17 protein-coding genes are annotated in these 17692 nt (G+C 60.4%); 6 read left to right on the top strand and 11 right to left on the bottom strand.

Going from position 1 to position 17692, the window contains the following annotated elements:
- Nucleotides 1–3 precede the first annotated feature (3 nt).
- The 5 genes from ACQY47_RS19375 to ACQY47_RS19355 all read right to left on the bottom strand — a co-directional run bounded on the left by ACQY47_RS19375 (nucleotide 4) and on the right by ACQY47_RS19355 (nucleotide 5051).
- On the bottom strand, nucleotides 4–1449 hold the full coding sequence (locus tag ACQY47_RS19375; protein ID WP_200432527.1) for a SulP family inorganic anion transporter: 1446 nt from the start codon (nucleotides 1447–1449) through the stop codon (nucleotides 4–6).
- A gap of 197 nt (nucleotides 1450–1646) precedes the next feature.
- Entirely contained in the window at nucleotides 1647–2540 is an 894-nt protein-coding gene (locus tag ACQY47_RS19370) for an NAD-dependent epimerase/dehydratase family protein (RefSeq protein ID WP_428551099.1), read from the bottom strand.
- 103 nt (nucleotides 2541–2643) lie between these two features.
- Nucleotides 2644–3540, bottom strand: a complete 897-nt coding sequence (locus ACQY47_RS19365) for a LysR substrate-binding domain-containing protein (RefSeq protein ID WP_428551096.1) — start codon at nucleotides 3538–3540, stop codon at nucleotides 2644–2646.
- Nucleotides 3541–3570: 30 nt separating this feature from the next.
- On the bottom strand, nucleotides 3571–4161 hold the full coding sequence (locus tag ACQY47_RS19360) for an NAD(P)H-dependent oxidoreductase (RefSeq protein WP_200432524.1): 591 nt from the start codon (nucleotides 4159–4161) through the stop codon (nucleotides 3571–3573).
- 125 nt (nucleotides 4162–4286) lie between these two features.
- Nucleotides 4287–5051 carry a sulfite exporter TauE/SafE family protein gene (locus ACQY47_RS19355; RefSeq protein WP_428551092.1) on the bottom strand — a complete coding sequence of 255 codons (765 nt, stop codon included), beginning with the start codon at nucleotides 5049–5051 and terminating at the stop codon, nucleotides 4287–4289.
- A gap of 190 nt (nucleotides 5052–5241) precedes the next feature.
- Here ACQY47_RS19355 and ACQY47_RS19350 point away from each other — a divergent pair, with 190 nt between their 5' ends.
- Complete coding sequence (locus ACQY47_RS19350) at nucleotides 5242–6132, top strand: LysR substrate-binding domain-containing protein (RefSeq protein WP_099549430.1); 891 nt, start codon at nucleotides 5242–5244, stop codon at nucleotides 6130–6132.
- On the opposite strand, the gene ACQY47_RS19345 is transcribed toward ACQY47_RS19350, so the two are convergent.
- On the bottom strand, nucleotides 6078–7484 hold the full coding sequence (locus ACQY47_RS19345) for an amino acid permease (protein ID WP_017137956.1): 1407 nt from the start codon (nucleotides 7482–7484) through the stop codon (nucleotides 6078–6080). The genes ACQY47_RS19350 and ACQY47_RS19345 overlap by 55 nt on opposite strands.
- Before the next feature lie 137 nt (nucleotides 7485–7621).
- A complete protein-coding gene (gene kynU / locus ACQY47_RS19340; RefSeq protein WP_428551087.1) occupies nucleotides 7622–8872 on the bottom strand; it encodes a kynureninase in 1251 nt (416 codons plus the stop codon).
- Nucleotides 8873–9017: 145 nt separating this feature from the next.
- Here kynU and ACQY47_RS19335 point away from each other — a divergent pair, with 145 nt between their 5' ends.
- Nucleotides 9018–9491: an Lrp/AsnC family transcriptional regulator gene (locus ACQY47_RS19335; protein WP_003176072.1), complete on the top strand. Its 474-nt coding sequence runs from the start codon at nucleotides 9018–9020 to the stop codon at nucleotides 9489–9491.
- A gap of 109 nt (nucleotides 9492–9600) precedes the next feature.
- Here ACQY47_RS19335 and catA read toward each other — a convergent pair whose 3' ends face one another.
- From catA to ACQY47_RS19320, 3 genes are read right to left on the bottom strand one after another with little or no spacing between them, the layout of a single operon-like run.
- The gene (gene catA / locus ACQY47_RS19330; RefSeq protein ID WP_170040487.1) at nucleotides 9601–10530 is read right to left on the bottom strand and encodes a catechol 1,2-dioxygenase; all 930 of its coding nucleotides are present in this window, start codon (nucleotides 10528–10530) and stop codon (nucleotides 9601–9603) included.
- A 41-nt stretch (nucleotides 10531–10571) separates the two neighbouring features.
- Nucleotides 10572–10862 carry a muconolactone Delta-isomerase gene (catC, locus tag ACQY47_RS19325; protein WP_017137960.1) on the bottom strand — a complete coding sequence of 97 codons (291 nt, stop codon included), beginning with the start codon at nucleotides 10860–10862 and terminating at the stop codon, nucleotides 10572–10574.
- A 12-nt stretch (nucleotides 10863–10874) separates the two neighbouring features.
- Nucleotides 10875–12002, bottom strand: coding sequence for a muconate cycloisomerase family protein (locus ACQY47_RS19320; protein ID WP_428551082.1), 1128 nt, complete (start codon nucleotides 12000–12002; stop codon nucleotides 10875–10877).
- Nucleotides 12003–12116: 114 nt separating this feature from the next.
- Here ACQY47_RS19320 and ACQY47_RS19315 point away from each other — a divergent pair, with 114 nt between their 5' ends.
- The gene (locus tag ACQY47_RS19315; protein WP_138452827.1) at nucleotides 12117–12992 is read left to right on the top strand and encodes a LysR family transcriptional regulator; all 876 of its coding nucleotides are present in this window, start codon (nucleotides 12117–12119) and stop codon (nucleotides 12990–12992) included.
- Nucleotides 12993–13125: 133 nt separating this feature from the next.
- Here ACQY47_RS19315 and ACQY47_RS19310 read toward each other — a convergent pair whose 3' ends face one another.
- On the bottom strand, nucleotides 13126–14118 hold the full coding sequence (locus ACQY47_RS19310; protein ID WP_017137963.1) for an AraC family transcriptional regulator: 993 nt from the start codon (nucleotides 14116–14118) through the stop codon (nucleotides 13126–13128).
- Nucleotides 14119–14431: 313 nt separating this feature from the next.
- On the opposite strand from ACQY47_RS19310, the gene antA reads away from it, so the two are divergent.
- From antA to antC, 3 genes are all read left to right on the top strand, one after another.
- Entirely contained in the window at nucleotides 14432–15823 is a 1392-nt protein-coding gene (gene antA, locus ACQY47_RS19305) for an anthranilate 1,2-dioxygenase large subunit (protein WP_017137964.1), read from the top strand.
- Nucleotides 15823–16314 (top strand): anthranilate 1,2-dioxygenase small subunit, encoded by a 492-nt coding sequence (gene antB / locus ACQY47_RS19300; protein WP_056858366.1) that lies wholly within the window; start codon nucleotides 15823–15825, stop codon nucleotides 16312–16314. The genes antA and antB overlap by 1 nt, the downstream gene beginning before the upstream one ends.
- Nucleotides 16315–16629: 315 nt before the next feature.
- Nucleotides 16630–17637, top strand: a complete 1008-nt coding sequence (gene antC / locus ACQY47_RS19295; protein WP_428551076.1) for an anthranilate 1,2-dioxygenase electron transfer component AntC — start codon at nucleotides 16630–16632, stop codon at nucleotides 17635–17637.
- Nucleotides 17638–17692 lie beyond the last annotated feature (55 nt).

The raw sequence follows: 17692 nt of genomic DNA, 5'->3' as shown, positions 1-17692 counted from the left end.
TCGTCAGTCGTGATGAACCTTCGCGCGCTTGAGCAGCTTCTTGCAGCGCTCCGACAAATGCAGCACCCGCAAGTGCTTGCCGGCCTTGGTATAGCGCTCGCGCAGGGTCATCAGCGCAGCAATGGCTGAGTAGTCGACAAAGCTCAGGTGACGGCAATCGAGCGTCACCTGGGCCGGGTCGTTGGCCGGGTCGAACTGGTTCAAAAACGGCGTGGTCGAGGCAAAGAACAGCGTGCCGTGCAGGCGATACAACTTGCTGCCATCGGCTTCCAGATGCTCATCGGCATACAGCTCGCGGGCCTGTTGCCAGGCGAAGTTCAGCGCCGCAATCACGATGCCGCACAACACGGCAGTGGCCAGGTCGGTGAATACGGTAATCACCGTGACCGCAATAATCACCAGCACGTCGTTGACCGGCACCTTGTTGATCACCCGCAGCGACGCCCAGGCGAAGGTCTGCTGGGACACCACGAACATCACGCCGACCAAAGCCGCCAGCGGAATGCGCTCGATCAGCGGCGACAGAAACAAAATGAACAACAGGATCATCACCCCGGCAAACACCCCGGAGAAACGCCCGCGCCCGCCGGAACTTAAATTGATCACGGTTTGCCCGATCATCGCGCAACCGCCCATGCCACCAAACAGGCCCGAGACCATATTCGCCGCGCCCAAGGCCACGCTTTCGCGATCGGGGTAACCACGGGTTTCGGTGATTTCGTCGGTGAGGTTCAGGGTCAGCAGGGTTTCCAAGAGGCCAACCATCGCCATCAGGAACGCATAAGGCGCGATGATGCCGAGGGTTTCCAGGCTCCACGGGATCTGTGGCAACGCAAAGGTCGGCAGGCCGCCGGCGATGTGGGCCATGTCGCCCAACGTACGGGTTGGCAAACCCAACAAGTACACCGCAAGGCCCACGCCCAAAATCGCCACCAGCGCGGGCGGCACGGCGCGGGTCAGGCGTGGCAGCAGGTAGACAATCGCCATGGTTGCCGCCACCAGCCCGGTCATCACGTACAACGGCGTGCCGCTCAGCCAGGTTTCACCGCTTTTGAAATGTTCCAACTGTGCCAGCGCAATGATGATCGCCAGGCCGTTGACGAACCCGAGCATCACCGAGTGCGGCACCATGCGCACCAGTTTGCCCAGGCGTAACAGGCCAAACGCAACCATGATCAGCCCGCCCAGCAGCACCGTTGCGAGCAGATACTCCACGCCGTGTTGCACCACCAGCGCCACGATCACCACTGCCATCGAACCCGCCGCGCCCGAGACCATGCCCGGCCGGCCGCCGAACAATGCCGTGAGCGTGCAGATGATAAAGGCGCCGTAGAGGCCCATCAGCGGGTTGAGGTGAGCCACAAGGGCAAAGGCGATGCATTCGGGCAGCAGCGCGAAAGACGTGGTGAGGCCGGCCAGGGCGTCGGCGCGCAGACGGGTGAGGTTCATGAGGTACCAGGGAGTAGCGAGGGATATGGCGGGGGATGGTACGGAATTGCGGCGGGTGGGGCCAGTAATGTGTAACAACACATGAACCGAGTCGCCTTCATCGCAGGCAAGCCAGCTCCCACATTTTGAATTGCGAATACATTCAAGTGTGGGAGCTGGCTTGCCTGCGATGGCAGCGCCGCGGTACTAAGCGAACATCACACCATCTCGTGACGAATCCACTCCACCACCGACGTGCGCTTCGGCGCCCAGCCCAGCAATTCACGCGCATGTTTGCCACGCACCCGGCTGTTGGAGCCCAGGCCATAGTTGGCCATTTCATAGCCCCACTCGGCCTCAGCTTCGGCCAATGGCCAGTCCTGCGGCTCGCCCAGGTTCAGCGCTTGGGCAATCGCGGTGGTCATGTCGACAAACGCCGCTTCGCTGCTTTCCACAAAGTAGAACGTGCCCGGGACGTTCTTGGTCAGCGCCAGCAGATACAGGGCCACCACATCTTCAATGTGCACGTTGGACCAGATGTTCTGGCCAGTGCCCACATGCCGCACCACACCACTTTTGCGTGCTTGCTTGAGCAAGCGCGGCAATTGCACGCTGTCACGTTTCACGCCCAGGCTGTGGCCGTAGATCAGGGTGTTGCAGATGACTGCCGAGTTCACGCCGTTTTTGGCGGCTGCCAGGATCAGGTTGTCGATGGCCACACGCGCGGCCTTGTCGACGGTCGGCTCCGGCAGGTTGTCTTCAACGTAGATGACATCGCTGGCTTTGCCGCCCGACGCATCACCGACAATGCTCGAACCGCTGGTGTGCAGGAACGGCTTGTTCGAGCCTTTCAAGGCGGCCAGCAAGGTTTCGACGGCAGCGCGATGGTCGCTGCTGGCGGCATTGATCACCGCATCAGCTTTAGAAGCCTGCGCGGTCAACACGTCAGCGTCATCCAATGTGCCGATCACGGGCGTAATACCCAGGGCCGTCATTTCAGCCGCTTGCTCGGCGCTGCGCACCAGGCCGGTGACCGTGTGGCCGGCCTTGACCAGGCCGGTGGCGATGGAGCCGCCGATAAACCCTGCTGCGCCGGTGACGAATACGTTCATGGAGGTTGCTCCTGACTGGGTAAGTGATGGGCCCAGTATCAAGGACTCATTTGCGCCGAATAAGCCCATGTTGCCCAATTCAATCTTGCGCACAGGTCACGAATCAGCAGGCATACCGCACAAGCTTGGTTTGAATGAAATCCAGGAAGCACTGGATGCGCAACGCCAACTGCGAGTTACGGTAGAACACCGCGTGGATCGGCTGGCGATAGCCGCTGTTGAAGGCTTCCAGTACCGGCACCAGGCGCCCGGCGTCGATGTCGGCGATGGTCATGAAGTTCGACAGGCAGCAAATGCCCTGGCCTTCCAGCGCCAGTTGGCGCACGGTTTCGCCGCTGGAGGCGGCAATGCTTGGCTGGATCAGCCAGCGGTCGCCTTCCACGTGGCGCAGCGGCCAGTGGTTGAGGGTTTCGGTCTGGGTGAAGCCCAGCAGCGTATGGTCGACCAACTCGGCCACCGTCTTCGGCGTGCCGAACCGCTTGAGGTAGTCGGGGCTGGCGAGGATATGCAGCGGCGTACAACCCAACGAGCGCGCATGCAGGGTCGAGTCGGCCAGGGCACCGATGCGGATGGCAATGTCGGTGCTCTGCTCCAGCAGGTCGATGATCAAGTCGTCACTGTTCAGCTCCAGCTGGATATCCGGGTAGAGGCTGCGAAACTCGGCAATGTACGGCACGATCCCATGCAGCATGAACGGCACGGCCGCATTGATGCGCAGACGCCCGGCGGGGTTCTTCTGGCGCGACGACAGGCGCTCTTCCAGCTCGTCCATCTGCGCCAGGATCAGCTTGGCCTGCTCGAAAAAATACTTGCCCTCTTCGGTCAGGTCCATGCGCCGCGTGGTGCGGTTGATCAGCGTGGTGTCGAGCTTGGCTTCCAGGCGCGACAAGGTGCGGCTGACCGCCGACGGCGTCTGCCCGACCTGCTCCGCAGCCGCCGAAATCGAGCCGCACTCAATCACGCTGACGAAGATCTGTAGCTCATCGGATCGGGCTTTCACAGGCTGTCCTCTTTATCGGTTGCAGGCAGCTTACACCGAGAAATTGAACACCTGCGCCAGATGCTGCTCGTAGCGCGCCACGTCGGCCTCGATGGCCGGGCGTTTCATCACGTCCACACACAGGAAGGTCGGCAGGCCGGTCATGCCGAGGAACTCGTTGGCCTTGTGGAACGGGAAGTACACAGCGTCCACGCCTTTGGCTTCGAAGAAGTCGGCAGGGTCGTCGAAGGCTTGCTGCGGTGCGTTCCAGGTCAGCGACAGCATGTATTGCTTGCCCTGGATCAGGCCGCCGCTGCCGTATTTCTGCGACGCATCCGAACGGGTGCGGCCATCGCTCGCGTACAGGCTGCCGTGGCCTTCGGTGAAGACTTCGTCGATGTACTTCTTGACGATCCACGGCGCACCCATCCACCAGCCGGGCATCTGGTAGATGATCACATCGGCCCAGAGGAACTTGGCGACTTCTTCGGCCACGTCATAGCCTTCGTCGATATGGGTGACTTTGACGTCGATACCGGCACGGTCGAGCACGGCCACGGCGGCGTCGTGCAAGGTGCTGTTATAGCGGCCGTCGGAGTGGGCGAATTTTTTGCCGCCGTTGAGCAGGAGGACTTTTTTCATGGGAGGGATTCCAAAAGGGTTAAAAATGGCTGCCGGCAGGCTATCGACATTCAACCCTTGGAATAAGCCGCAATGCGGCAAAATACATTTGACCAAAACGCACGAATAACAAGCCAACTATTGCTTTAACCGCCAACCAGCAGATGGCTGCCCAGCAGCGCCATGCCGATAAAGAACACCCGCTTGAACAGCACCGCACTGATGCGCTGGCGCACCACCTGGCCCAACCACATGCCCAACAGCGCGGGCACCAGTGCCAGCAACGAGGCGCTGACTTCGCCACCGCCCAAGGTGCCACGCCAAGTCAGCGCAGCGGCCAACGCCAGTGTGGAAGCGGTGAACGCCAGCCCCAGCGCCTGCACCAACTGATCGCGGTCCAAACCCAGGGCTTGCAGATAGGGCACGGCCGGAATCACGAACACACCCGTAGCCGAAGTGATAAGGCCGGTGACCAGACCGCATAACGGCCCAAGCCAACGCTCGGTTTTAGGTTTCACCTTGAAGGTCGGCAAGAACAAGCCACTTAGCGCGTACAGCAGCAAGGCGCCGCCTAATGCGCGCACCACCCAGTGCCCGCCGTCCATGCCCAGCCACAAAGTGCCGAGCCCGGTGCCGAGGACAATCAGCAGCAGCATTGGCCATAGGCGCTTGAGTAAGGCGCTCAAGTGGCCACCGAACGCCAGTTGCCAGAGGTTGGTGACCGTTGAAGGGATGATCAGTAAAGCAGCAGCCTGCGCCGGGAGCATAGCCAGGCCGAGCATGCCCATGGCCACGGTGGGCAGGCCCAGGCCGATCACGCCCTTGACGGTGCCGGCCAGCAGGAAGGTGCCGATCACCAGCAGGGTCAACGCCGGGCCGAGGTTTTGGTAGAACGCGAGGAAGGTAGTCATGAGGCGATTTTGCAGGATTTCGTTGAGGTCGAAAATTCGCCATATACTGAGGTAGCCTCTTGTTTTGCGTGAGGCTTAAATAGCTATCGCAGGCAAGCCAGCTCCCACATTGGACTGTGTTCACAAAGCAAAAGGTGGGAGCTGGCTTGCCTGCGATAAGGCCAGTGAAGTCACTCGAGAAACCTCAGCCATGCACTTTGACCTGATCGACCTGCGCCTCTACCTGCACACCCTCGACACCGGCAACATCACTGCCGGCGCGGCGCGCAGCCATTTATCCCTGGCGGCGGCCAGCGCGCGTATCCGTGCGATGGAAGCGTCATTGGGCATCGAGTTTCTTGAACGTGGCCGCCGTGGCGTCACCCCAACACCCGCCGGCAAAGCCCTGGCCCGCCACGCCCGCCTGCTGTTGCAACAGGCCGAGCACCTGCAACAGGACCTGGCCGAATACGCCCAGGGCATCAAAGGCCAGGTGCGCCTGCTGTGCAACACCACCGCCCTGAGCGAATACCTGCCGGAACTGCTGGCGGACTTTTTGCGCCAACACCCCAACCTCGATATCGACTTGCAGGAGTTGCCCAGCCTGCGCATTACCCAAGCCTTGCGCCAGGGCACAGCAGACCTGGGGATTATCTCCGATGCGGTAGACACCCACGGCTTGCAGACCCTGCCGTTTCGCGATGACCCACTGGTGCTGATCATGCCCCTCGATCATCCGTTGGCGACGGCGAATTTCATCGACAGCCTGCAATACGATTATGTAGGCCTGACCGCCAGCAGCGCGCTTTCGGTATACCTGGAAGAACAGGCATTGCACGCAGGCTTTCGCCTGCAAACACGCATTCGCGCCGAGGGTTTTGATGGGTTGATCCGCATGGTCGCCGGCGGCGCCGGCCTGGGCATCGTGCCCCAGGCCGCATTGGAACGTTGGCCGACAGAGAAGCGCATCAAGGCCCAGCCATTAAGCGAAGACTGGGCCTGTCGCAAACTACTGTTATGCGCCCGCTCCTTCGAGCAATTGCCCGGTTACGCCAAAGCCTTGTTCGACGCCCTGGCCCTGCCCTTGCGGAAAAACCCGTAATACACCGCCGACAGAATCATCAGGAATGGCACGCCAAACACCAGCGTCATCTTGAAGGCCTCGGTGAAGTACGTGGTGATCATCACCGCCCCCATCAGCACCAGGCCCAGCAGTGTGCTGTAGGGAAACAGGCGCAGCTGGAACGACAGCTTCGGCCCGCCATGACGCTTGCGATAACGGCGAAAAAACAGGTGCGTGAGGAAGATCATGAACCAGGTGAAGATCGCGCCAAACATCGAAATCGCCATCATCAAGGTGAACGAGCTTTCCGGGTACACCACGTTCAACAAGGTCGCCAGGGCAATGCCGGAGCTGGACAGCAGCAACGCGTTCAGAGGAATGCCGCTCTTGCTCAAGGCGCCCATGGACTTGGGCGCAAAACCTGCACGCGACAGGCTGAACATCATGCGTGTGGTGATGTAGAGCTGGCTGTTCATCGCCGACAACGCGGCGATCAGGATCACGAAATTCATCACCCCGGTGGCACCGGGAATACCAATGGTCTGCATTACCGTAACAAACGGGCTCTGGGTCTGGCCGGCCTGGTTCCACGGCACGATGGCGAGCATCAATGCCAGAGTCAGCAGGTAGAACACCACCAACCGCACGATGGTGGCGCGAAAGGCCTTCTTCACCGCTTGCTCCGGGTCTGCGGCTTCACCGGCGGCCACGGCGATCATTTCTACGCTCAGATAGCTGAAGATCGACACGATCACTGCGATCCACATGCCGCTCAGCCCATGGGGGAAAAACCCGTCGTGGGCCGTGTAGTTCTGCACGCCATAATCAGGATTACCGGAGCCGAACACCACGTACACCGCGAGGATGATGAAGCCAACGATTGCGGTGATCTTGATGGTCGAGAACCAGTATTCGAAGTTGCCGAAGGTCTTTACGCTGATGGCATTGAGCAGGATCAGCACACTGGAAAACGACACGATCCACACCCACTCCGGCACGTTGGCGAACCAGTACTTCATGTACATCGCCACCGCCGTGACCTCGGCGCCCACTGCCAGCACAATCGCCGCCCAGTAGGCATAACGCACCAGAAAGCCGGCCAGCGGGCTGATGTAGAACTCGGCGTAGGCACCGAACGAGCCCGAGGTGGAGTGCGCCACGGTCATCTCCGCCAGGCAGCCCATCAACAGCAAGGTGATCAACGCACCGATGGCGTAACTCACCAGCACACTCGGCCCGGCATAACCGATGGCGTAGGCGCTGCCCATGAACAGCCCGGTGCCGATGGCGCCACCGATGGCGATCATGCTCATCTGGCCGGAAGTGAGCTGGCGCCTCAGGCCCAGTTCGCGATGGGTGATCTCTGCAAAGCCGTTGTCTGGCGTGGTCACGTGGTGTGCCCCTTTATTATTGTGATTGTTATGGCTGGCGCTGAACCTTGTGGGAGCTGGCTTGCCTGCGATGGCGGTGGTGCATTCACTATTGCTATCGCAGGCAAGCCAGCTCCCACATTTTTAACCGTGTTGTGTCAGGTGACGCTGTTGCGCACTTTGAATTGCGGCTGGTCCCAGGTGTGGTTGTCGAGGATTTCGCCAAGGATCTCCACGGCGTCCCATACTTCGGTAAAGCTTGTGTACAACGGCGTAAACCCAAAGCGCATGATGCGCGGCTCGCGGTAATCGCCGATCACGCCACGGGCGATCAAGGCCTGGATCACCGCATAACCTTCAGGGTGTTCGAAACTCACGTGGCTTCCGCGCCGGGCATGCTCACGCGGCGTAATCAGCTCCAGCCCGTGGGCGGCGCAACGGGCTTCGACCAGCGCGATAAACAGGTCGGTCAAGGCCAGGGATTTGCTGCGCAGGCTGGCCATGTCGGTCTGGGCAAAAATCTCCAGGCCGCATTCGACCATTGCCAACGACGTGATCGGCTGCGTGCCGCACAGGTAGCGCGCGATGCCGGCGCTTGGCGCGTACTGAGCTTCCATGGCGAACTGGCGCGTGTGGCCAAACCAACCCGATAGCGGCTGGCGCACCACATCCACCAACGCCGGGTTGACCCACACAAACGCCTGCGAGCCCGGCCCGCCATTCAGGTATTTGTAGGTGCAGCCAATCGCATAATCGGCACCGGCCTTGTTCAGGTCGATGGGCACCGCGCCCGCCGAATGCGCCAGGTCCCAGATGCTCAGCGCGCCACATTCGTGGCTCAAGGCGGTGAGCGCCTGCATGTCGTACATGTAGCCGGTCTTGTAATTGACGTGGGTAAGCATCACCACCGCCACGTCCTGGTCGATGGCTTGGGGCAGCTCGTCCGGGCTGTTGACCAACCGCAGGGAATAGCCCTGTTGCAACAACTCGGTCAGGCCTTCGGCGATGTACAAATCGGTGGGAAAGTTACTCGCCTCGCTGACAATCACCTTGCGCGCAGGCTCGCGTTGGCGCTGCACGCTCAAGGCAGCGCTGAGCACCTTGAACAGGTTGATCGAGGTGGTATCGGTAATCACCACTTCACCGTCACGCGCGCCGATCAGCGGCGCCAGGCGGTTGCCCAGGCGTTGGGACAAATCCGCCCAACCGGCGCTGTTCCAGCTACGAATCAAGCCATTGCCCCACTCCTCGGCAATCACCTGCTGGGCGCGCGCCATCGCCGCCACCGGGCGGGCGCCCAGAGAGTTGCCATCGAGGTAGATCACGCCCGCAGGCAAGGCAAACTGCTGACGCAGTGGCGCCAGCGGGTCCTGGGCATCGAGGGCTTGGCAGTGGCTTCGGGTGGTCATGGGTTGTCCTGATTTTTTATAAGTGAAGATGGACCAAATAATGAACGAAGTTTTAGAGAATTTTCGTGCAAAGTGGTGGGTAACAGGCTAATTAAGCTGTAGGAAATTCGAATTTAACCCCCAAACACGCGGATTTATTCTAACCATGATTCTCGACGCCACCGACCTGCGCCTCCTGCATTTTTTGCAACAGGATGGGCGCATCAGCAACCAGGAATTGGCGGAAAAAGTCGCCCTGTCGCCCTCCGCCTGCCTGCGCCGTTTGCGCCTGCTGGAGAGCGAAGGAATCATCAGCGGCTACCGCGCCGTGTTGAATGCCGAGCAGCTGGGGATTGAGCTTGAGGCCATCGTGCACCTGTCGTTACGCCAGGATGTGGAGGACTGGCACGAGACGTTTATCAAGAAGGTGCAGGGGTGGCCGGAGGTGGCCAGTGCCTATGTGATCACCGGCGCCAGCAACTATGTGTTGCGCGTGCAGGCGCGCAACCTCAAGCACTTTTCCGACTTTATCGTGAACCACCTGAACCGCACGGCCGGGGTGATGGATATTCGTTCGGAGATTGTGTTGCAGAAGATCAAGGATCGGGATGAGGTGTTGGATCTGGTGGTGCGCAAATAACCGCAACACTACAAAACCTGTGGGAGCTGGCTTGCCTGCGATAGCGGTGGTGCATTCACCATTGCTATCGCAGGCAAGCCAGCTCCCACATTTTTTTGACCGCGTTTAATCAGTCTTCGAGGGCGCGAACGCGCTGCATGCGTTTTTGCTCTACCGGCGCGTCTGCCAGTTGCAACTCAAAGTCAAAATCAATCTGCGCAAACCGCCCTTGCACCCCAAACTCGCGCGCCAATTGCTGATCGTCACTAAAGCGAATCTCGGCGATCAACTCATCGCGCGTCGCGTAGGCAAAATCATCATGCAGGTACGGGTCGTCCGACAGGTTGATCTGCGTGGTGAGGTGCCGGTGCCCCGGCGCCGAAATGAAGAAGTGAATATGCGCGGGCCGCTGCCCGTGGCGACCCAACTGGTCGAGCAACTGCTGAGTCGGCCCGGTCGGCGGGCAACCGTAGCCCGACGGCACGATGCTGCGGAACCGGTAGTTGCCCTGGGCATCGGTCTCAATGCGCCGACGCAGGTTGAACTCCGATTGCGTTGGGTCAAACCACGAATAGGTGCCACCCGTGTTGGCCTGCCACACATCCACAATCGCACCCGCCAACGGCTTGCCGTCGGTGTCGCGCACTTGCCCGCGCATAAACAGCGGCACTGCGTCGTCCTTGCCATCGTCCAGCCGCGCTTCGTATTGGCTCAGCGGCGCGCCGGCCACGTACAGCGGGCCTTCGATGGTGCGTGGCGTACCGCCGGATTTGCCGGCCTCTTCGTCCGCAGCGTCCATCAGCAAGTCCAGGTAATGCTCCAGGCCCAAGCCGGCAGCCAGCAAACCCGCTTCCTGATTTTTACCCAATTCATTGAGGTAATTGACCGCCTTCCAGAACTCTTCCGGGGTCACTTCCAGGTCTTCGATGATGTTTACCGTATCGCGCAGGATCCGGTAGATCAGCGCCTTGGTGCGCGGGTTGCCGCCGTCGTTATGGTTGCCGCTGGCTTCTTCGAGAAACGCCTGGGCATGGGCAGTCTGGGACAGTCGGATGGACATGGTGCAATCCTCATCTTGTAATTATTGGGTGCAAAACAGGCTTAACGGTCGTCCTCATGGATCGACGAAGGGTGTCGGCACAGGGCGTTCACTTCGATGGCCATGTAGGGAAAAAGCGGCAGTTGCATCAGCAGGTCGTGCAGGTCTTGCACGCTGTCGACGTCGAACACGCTGTAGTTGGCGTAGTGCCCGGCGATTCGCCACAAGTGGCGCCATTTGCCCTCCTGTTGCAGGCGCTGCGCCAGGGCTTTCTCCTCGGCCTTGAGGGTGGCGGCGCGCTCGGGGTTCATGTCCAGCGGCAGGTTCACGGTCATTTTTACGTGGAACAACATGGCAGGCGCCTCTTAGTGTTTGTCACGACGCAAGAACGCCAAGCGTTCTTCATCAATGGCCAGGCCCAGGCCCGGTGCGGTGGAGACATGCAGCTCGAAATCGCGGTACACCGGCGGTTCGGTGAGAATGTCTTCGGTGAGCAGCAGCGGGCCGAACAGTTCGGTGCCCCACGCCAGCGTGTTCAGCGTGAGAAAGGCATGCGCCGACGCCAATGTGCCGATGCCGCCTTCGAGCATGGTGCCGCCGTACAAGCCGATGCCCGCCGCCTCGGCAATCGCGGCGGTGCGCAACACCGCCCGTGGGCCGCCGTTTTTGGCTATCTTGAGCGCGAACACCGAAGCCGCGCCTTCGCGGGCCAGGTTGAAGGCGTCTTCGACACATTCAATGGATTCATCGGCCATGATCGGCGCCGGGCTCGACAGGTTGAGCCGGGCCATGCCGCCACGGTTATTGCGCGAAATCGGCTGCTCGATCAGGTCAATGCCGTTATCGCCCAGCACCTTGCAGGCGCGCAGGGCCACGGCTTCGTCCCAGGCCTGGTTGACGTCGACACGCACACTGGCACGCTCGCCCAGGGCTTTTTTGATCGCGATCACATGGGCCAGGTCGCGATTGACCTCTCCAGCGCCGATCTTCAACTTGAACAGGCGATGGCGGCGCAGGTCGAGCATCTTTTCTGCCTCGGCGATGTCCTGTTCGGTGTTGCCGCTGGCCAAGGTCCAGGCCACCGGCAAGGCGTCACGTACACGCCCGCCGAGCAGCTCGCTCACCGGCAGGTTCAGGCGTTTGCCCAGTGCGTCGAGCAAGGCGCTTTCGATGCCGGATTTGGCAAAGGTATTGCCGCGAACGCTGCGCTCCAGGCGCAACATGGCCGCGTTGATATTGCTCGCGTCCTGGCCAATCAACAGCGGCGCGAAGTGACGGTCAATGTTGACCTTGATGCTGTCCGGGCTTTCGTTGCCGTAGCTCAAACCGCCGATGGTGGTGGACTCACCGATGCCTTCAATGCCGTCGGCGCAGCGCAGGCGGATGATCACCAACGTCTGGTTTTGCATGGTGTGCATCGCCAACTTGTGCGGGCGAATGGTGGGAAGGTCGACGATGATGGTCTCGATCGACTCGATGGCGCAAATCGGCATGGCTATACCCGTTGGGTTCTTTATAGATTTGAGCCGATTCTGTGCCGTATCTTTAAAGGCTTCCAATATAGAATGGGTCTCGCACGATACCCTCAAGGTATAAAAGGAACCGTCATGGAACTGCGTCATCTTCGCTATTTCCAGGTGCTGGGTGAAACCCTCAACTTCACCCGCGCAGCCGTTCGCCTGCACATCGCCCAGCCGCCATTGAGCCGGCAGATCCAGCAACTGGAGGATGAACTGGGCGTGATGTTGCTGGAACGCGGCCGCCCGTTGCGGCTGACCGAAGCCGGGCGATTTTTCTATGAGCACGCCAATGTGCTGCTGGAACAACTGGCCAAGGTTTGCGATACCACGCGGCGCATCGGCCAGGGCGAAAAGACCTGGCTGGGCATCGGCTTTGCGCCATCGACCCTGTATGGCGTGCTGCCGGAGTTGATACGGCGGCTGCGCAACCATGAGGCGCTGGAGCTGGAATTGGGCTTGTCGGAGATGACCACCCTGCAGCAAGTCGAGGCGCTTAAGGCCGGGCGCATTGATGTGGGTTTCGGGCGCATTCGCATCGACGACCCGGCCATCGTCCAGCGCGTGCTGGTGGAAGATCGACTGGTGGCCGTATTGCCCGCCGGCCACTCGCTGCTGGGCGCGCCCGCCACCCTCGCGCAATTGGCCGCAGAGCCGTTCGTGCTCTACCCCGGCAACCCGCGCCCCAGCTATGCCGACCATGTGATCGCGCTGTTCGACGCCCATGGTTTGAGCCTCAAGGTGGTGCAGTGGACCAACGAGTTGCAGACGGCCATCGGGCTGGTGGGCGCGGGAATGGGCGTGACGCTGGTGCCGGCCTCGGTGCAGGTGTTGCACCGGGCGGATATCGGCTACACGCCGATTGTGGAAGCCACTGCGACCTCGCCGATTATCCTGAGCAGGCGAGTGAATGATCAGTCGCCAGGGCTGAGTCATTGTTTGCAGTTGGTTGAGGAGTTGATCTGAAACCCTCCAAACACCGCAATTCCCCTGTGGGAGCTGGCTTGCCTGCGATAGCGGTGGGTCAGTTAACCAGGATGCCAACGGGTCCACCGCTATCGCAGGCAAGCCAGCTCCCACAGTTTGATCTTCATACAGTTCAGAGACTGCGCAGGCGTTTGCGCTGCAGGGTTTGGCTGGGGGATTCATCGAAGAGTTTGCGGTACTCCGCCGAAAACCGACCCAAGTGGGTAAAGCCCCAGCCCAGCGCGATCTCGGAGATAGTGCGAATTGAACCATGCTCGAGGATTTCCTGGCGCACAACACCCAGTCGGTACTTCTTCAAATACGCCATCGGCGACAGCGCAAAGTATTTACGAAACGCATCGAACAGCTTGAACCGCGACACACCCGCAGCCGCTTCCAGGTCTTCCAAATGGATCGCCTCGCGGGCGTTGTCGTGGATGTATTGCCGCGCCCGAATCAGGTAATGCGGCAGCTTCACGCCGAGCACGTCGCGCAATTCTTCTGAATAGTTGTTCGGCTGGGCCAGGATCAAACCCTTGATCAACGAGCTTTCCAGATCCCGCGTAAACGCCGCCTGCTCATACAACTCGCTGCTGCACTCAAGCTCCGCAATAAAGTAGCGCGCCATGCGCCACCACGATGCCGAAGCACCGTCCACCGCATCCATCACCGACTCAAACCGCAGTGGCGCTTCAATCGGCCGTTGCAGCAACCCTTCCAGCGACTCACTCATCGCCGCCCGCGTAATCACCACCTGCAACTTGCGACAATCACCGGAAATCGCCAGCACCTGATGCTCGTTAGGCGACAAAATCACGCCTTGGTCACGGTTGGAACTCAGGCGCTCGCCGTTCTTGCTCAATTCCTGCTCGCCCACCAAGGGCAGGCTCAGGCTGTAGCTGCTGAAGTGCTCGGCGTCTTCGATATCAATGGTCACATCGGTGCCGTACTCGATCACGCCCAAGGTGGTGGCGCGGGACTTGAACACATTGGCGCTGTGGTGAAAACGCAGGCGCTCGGGCGTGCTTGTCGCCAGGCGGTGCGGCCCGCAAATGCCGGACATCCAGCTGCAGGCGCCTTCCAGATCGAAGCGTTGAATATGGATCTCGCGTGTATGGCTACTCATCAGGGTGCACCCACGGCGGTTAGGCGGTTGCGCGCTCTGGCGGCGCGTCGTTGGCAATCGACAGCAAGTTCTACGCCACGCCCGCCTGAATGCAACCGGGTGGATAGCAACCGTCGACTATGTGGATAAGCCGCAGGCATTTGCGACCTTCCTTTGGTATGACAGTAGCGCATGGCGTCACCTGGGCGCACTGAACTGGGTATTTGCTGCCCAATTTTGCGGCCTGCCTTCACCCATTAAGCGGATAGCCCGCGCCCTGCCCCACTGCCTCTAATAACCCACCGATTAGCCCCTATCTAAAAAGGTGCCTCCCATGAGTGGTGCAAGAAGCGTCGAGCAGTGGAAAACGTTTATCGAAGGTTGCCTGGACTTTCGGCCGGTGGATGAAGTGTTTCGCATCGCCCGCGACATGTTCACCGAGCCCGAACTGTTCGACCTGGAGATGGAACTGATCTTCGAAAAAAACTGGATCTACGCCTGCCACGAAAGTGAACTGGCCAATAACCACGACTTCGTGACCATGCGCGCCGGGCGCCAGCCGATGATCATCACCCGCGACGGCGAAGGCCAACTCAATGCGCTGATCAACGCCTGCCAGCATCGCGGCACCACACTGACCCGCGTCGGCAAGGGCAACCAATCGACCTTTACCTGCCCGTTCCACGCCTGGTGCTACAAGAGCGACGGCCGGCTGGTGAAGGTGAAGGCGCCGGGCGAGTACCCGGAAGGTTTCGACAAAGCCACACGCGGCCTGAAAAAAGCCCGTATCGAAAGCTACAAGGGCTTTGTGTTCATCAGCCTCAACGTGCAAGGCACCGACAGCCTGGAAGACTTCCTCGGTGACGCCAAAGTGTTCTTCGACATGATGGTCGCGCAGTCGGCCACCGGTGAGCTGGAAGTGTTGCCGGGCAAATCCGCCTACACCTACGACGGCAACTGGAAACTGCAAAACGAAAACGGCCTGGACGGTTATCACGTCAGCACCGTGCACTACAACTACGTGGCCACGGTGCAGCATCGTCAGCAGGTGAATACCGAAAACGGCAGCGCGTCCGCCAGCACACTGGACTACAGCAAACTCGGCGCCGGCGACGCGAATACCGATGACGGCTGGTTCGCCTTCAACAACGGCCACAGCGTGCTGTTCAGCGACATGCCCAACCCCAGCGTGCGCTCGGGCTACGCCACCATCATGCCGCGCCTGGTGGAAGAACACGGCCAGCAGAAAGCCGAGTGGATGATGCACCGCCTGCGCAACCTGAACATCTACCCGAGCCTGTTCTTTCTCGACCAGATCAGCTCGCAGCTGCGCATCATCCGCCCGGTGGCGTGGAACAAGACCGAGATCATCAGCCAGTGCCTGGGCGTGAAAAACGAGTCGGATGCCGACCGCGAAAACCGCATTCGCCAGTTTGAGGATTTCTTCAACGTATCGGGCATGGGCACGCCGGATGATCTGGTGGAGTTTCGCGAAGCCCAGCGCGGTTTCCAGGGCCGCCTGGAGCGCTGGAGCGATATCTCACGGGGCAGCCATCGCTGGGAAACCGGGCCGACACCGAACAGCGAAGCCATCGGCATTCAACCGGCCATGACCGGCACCGAATTCACCCACGAAGGCCTGTATGTGAACCAGCATCGCAACTGGCAGCAATTTCTGCTCAAAGGCCTGGACCAGCAAGCGCTGACACTGCGGGAGGTGAAGTGATGGATGCCCAATTGCAGTACCGGATCGAGCAATTTTTCTATCGCAAATCCGAACTGTGCGACGCCCAGGACTGGGACGCCTACGTGCAGCTGTTCGACCCGCAGAGCGAGTTTCACTTGCCGCAATGGGACTCGGAGCACGTGTACACCCGCGACCCCAAACGCGAAATGTCGCTGATCTACTACGCCAACCGTTCGGGCCTGGAAGACCGCGTGTTCCGTTTGCGCACCGGCAAGGCGGCGTCGGCCACGCCGATGCCGCGCACCTTGCACTTGATCAATAACGTGCGGATCGCCGAGCAGGCAGACGGCACGCTGGAGGTGAAGCTGAACTGGCACACGCTGTTCTATCGCCTCGCCACCTCAGAGCAGTTTTACGGGCCTGCCACTTATCACCTCAAGCCGGATGGGGACAGCTGGCTGATCACCCGCAAGCACGCACTGTTGCTCAACGACACCATCAACTCGGTGCTGGATTTCTATCACCTTTGACTGCGCCCATGTGGCTGGCTGGCCTCTGTGGCAAGCGGGCTTGTTGTGGGGAGCTAGGTTGTTGTGGCGAGCGGGCTTGTTGTGGCGAGCGGGCTTGCCCCGCGTTGGGGCGCGAAGCGACCCCTGGTTCAGGCACTGCGGTTTAACTGGATAAATGCGGTGACTTTATTGGGGCCGCTTCGCAGCCCAACGCGGGGCAAGCCCGCTCGCCACAACAACCCAGCTCGCCACAACAAGCCCGTTTGCCACAACAAGCCCGGTCGCCACAAAAGCTCACGGGTCAGGCACAAAAATCAGATACGCGGAGTTATGCGGATGAATCACAAAGTGGCCTTCAGTTTTGCCGACGGCAAGACCCTGTTTTTCCCGGTAGGCGCGAATGAAATCCTGCTGGATGCGGCATTGCGCAACGGCATCAAGATCCCGCTCGATTGCCGCGAAGGCGTGTGCGGCACCTGCCAGGGTCGTTGCGAGTCCGGCGATTACACCCAGGATTATGTCGACGACGAAGCCCTCTCCAGCCTCGACCTCAAGCAACGCAAGATGCTCAGTTGCCAGACGCGGGTGCAGTCCGACGCTACGTTCTACTTCGATTTTGATTCGAGCCTGTGCAACGCGCCGGGGCCGGTGCACGTGCGCGGCGAGGTCAGCGAAGTGCAGCAGGTGTCGGCCAGCACGGCGATTTTGCAGGTGACCCTGGACAACCCGCTGGACTTCCTGCCCGGCCAATATGCCCGCCTGGCGGTGCCTGGCACCGACAGTTGGCGTTCGTACTCCTTCGCCAACCGGCCGGGTAGTCAACTGCAGTTTCTGCTGCGGCTGTTGCCCGATGGCGTCATGAGCAACTATCTGCGCGAGCGTTGCCAGGTCGGTGATGAAATGCTGATGGAAGCGCCATTGGGTGCCTTCTACCTCAGGCATGTCACCCGGCCGCTGATCCTGGTGGCCGGCGGCACTGGCCTGTCGGCCTTGCTGGGCATGCTCGATGAGCTGGCTGCCAACGGCTGCAACCAGCCGGTCCACCTGTATTACGGCGTGCGCGGGGCCGAGGACTTGTGCGAAGCACAACGCATCGAAGCCTACACCTCGACAATCCCCGGCTTTCGCTACACCGAAGTGCTCAGCGACCCGTCACCCGAGTGGCCTGGCAAACGCGGTTACCTCACCGAACATTTCGACCTGGCCGAATTGCGGGACAGTTCGGCGGATATGTACGTATGCGGCCCCCCTCCAATGGTCGAATCCATCCAACAATGGCTGGCGGATCAGGCACTTGATGGCGTTCAGCTGTATTACGAAAAGTTTACGCAGAGTAATATCTGACCCTCAGCAGTTCTGAGGGGCTGATGCGGCGTGCACTCACCCTCAAGAAAAACAA

It is taken from the genome of Pseudomonas edaphica (assembly GCF_965277385.1).
Lineage (GTDB): Bacteria > Pseudomonadota > Gammaproteobacteria > Pseudomonadales > Pseudomonadaceae > Aquipseudomonas > Aquipseudomonas edaphica.
The sequence above is the reverse complement of the archived record's forward strand: the minus strand, read 5'-3'. Positions and strand labels throughout refer to the sequence as shown.

Bases quoted from the DNA above. Each gene is read 5' to 3' on its own strand.
- ACQY47_RS19375 (WP_200432527.1), bottom strand. From the start codon at position 1,449: ATGAACCTCACCCGTCTGCGCGCCGACGCCCTGGCCGGCCTCACCACG.
- ACQY47_RS19370 (WP_428551099.1), bottom strand. From the start codon at position 2,540: ATGAACGTATTCGTCACCGGCGCAGCAGGGTTTATCGGCGGCTCCATC.
- ACQY47_RS19360 (WP_200432524.1), bottom strand. From the start codon at position 4,161: ATGAAAAAAGTCCTCCTGCTCAACGGCGGCAAAAAATTCGCCCACTCC.
- ACQY47_RS19355 (WP_428551092.1), bottom strand. From the start codon at position 5,051: ATGACTACCTTCCTCGCGTTCTACCAAAACCTCGGCCCGGCGTTGACC.
- ACQY47_RS19350 (WP_099549430.1), top strand. From the start codon at position 5,242: ATGCACTTTGACCTGATCGACCTGCGCCTCTACCTGCACACCCTCGAC.
- kynU (WP_428551087.1), bottom strand. From the start codon at position 8,872: ATGACCACCCGAAGCCACTGCCAAGCCCTCGATGCCCAGGACCCGCTG.
- ACQY47_RS19335 (WP_003176072.1), top strand. From the start codon at position 9,018: ATGATTCTCGACGCCACCGACCTGCGCCTCCTGCATTTTTTGCAACAG.
- catA (WP_170040487.1), bottom strand. From the start codon at position 10,530: ATGTCCATCCGACTGTCCCAGACTGCCCATGCCCAGGCGTTTCTCGAA.
- catC (WP_017137960.1), bottom strand. From the start codon at position 10,862: ATGTTGTTCCACGTAAAAATGACCGTGAACCTGCCGCTGGACATGAAC.
- ACQY47_RS19320 (WP_428551082.1), bottom strand. From the start codon at position 12,002: ATGCCGATTTGCGCCATCGAGTCGATCGAGACCATCATCGTCGACCTT.
- ACQY47_RS19315 (WP_138452827.1), top strand. From the start codon at position 12,117: ATGGAACTGCGTCATCTTCGCTATTTCCAGGTGCTGGGTGAAACCCTC.
- ACQY47_RS19310 (WP_017137963.1), bottom strand. From the start codon at position 14,118: ATGAGTAGCCATACACGCGAGATCCATATTCAACGCTTCGATCTGGAA.
- antA (WP_017137964.1), top strand. From the start codon at position 14,432: ATGAGTGGTGCAAGAAGCGTCGAGCAGTGGAAAACGTTTATCGAAGGT.
- antB (WP_056858366.1), top strand. From the start codon at position 15,823: ATGGATGCCCAATTGCAGTACCGGATCGAGCAATTTTTCTATCGCAAA.
- antC (WP_428551076.1), top strand. From the start codon at position 16,630: ATGAATCACAAAGTGGCCTTCAGTTTTGCCGACGGCAAGACCCTGTTT.